This window comes from Streptomyces sp. P17 (genome assembly GCF_032436805.1).
Lineage (GTDB): Bacteria > Actinomycetota > Actinomycetes > Streptomycetales > Streptomycetaceae > Streptomyces.
Genome location: NZ_JAVRBF010000395.1, coordinates 1 through 391 on the forward strand (window position 1 = coordinate 1; position 391 = coordinate 391).

At 63.2% G+C, this 391-nt stretch carries 1 protein-coding gene; it reads left to right on the plus strand.

Going from position 1 to position 391, the window contains the following annotated elements; genetic code table 11:
* Positions 1-93: 93 nt before the first annotated feature.
* Entirely contained in the window at positions 94-237 is a 144-nt protein-coding gene (locus tag RMT89_RS41450; protein WP_315888924.1) for a hypothetical protein, read from the plus strand.
* Positions 238-391: the final 154 nt, after the last annotated feature.

Here is a 391-nt window from a genome sequence, read left to right on the forward strand (position 1 = left end):
CGAGCTGGAGGCTCACAACGCGAAGCTGAACGCGATCCTCGGTGAGCTGCCGGATTTTCCTATGTAGCTGAGGTTGTCGCCTCTGAGGCCGAGTTGCGGACTGATCTGGCGATCGCCCGCAGCTTGGGGGTCAGCCTGCGCCGATTCAACGGGTGGGAGCCGACCACGGTCACCACCACCCGCCCCGACGGCACAACCATCACCACCCGTGACCCCGAGTTCAAGACCAACATCTAAGGAGCCCCCATGTCTCTCACTGTTTTCAATCCCGACGGCGTGGAGGTTCTCGAGAACTCCGCCGTTATCGTCGCCCCCGCTGTCGCGGACCTCGACAAGCCGACCGTCGCCGAGTACAACGCGGGCACCGCCATCGAGTGCTCCATCAAGTCGT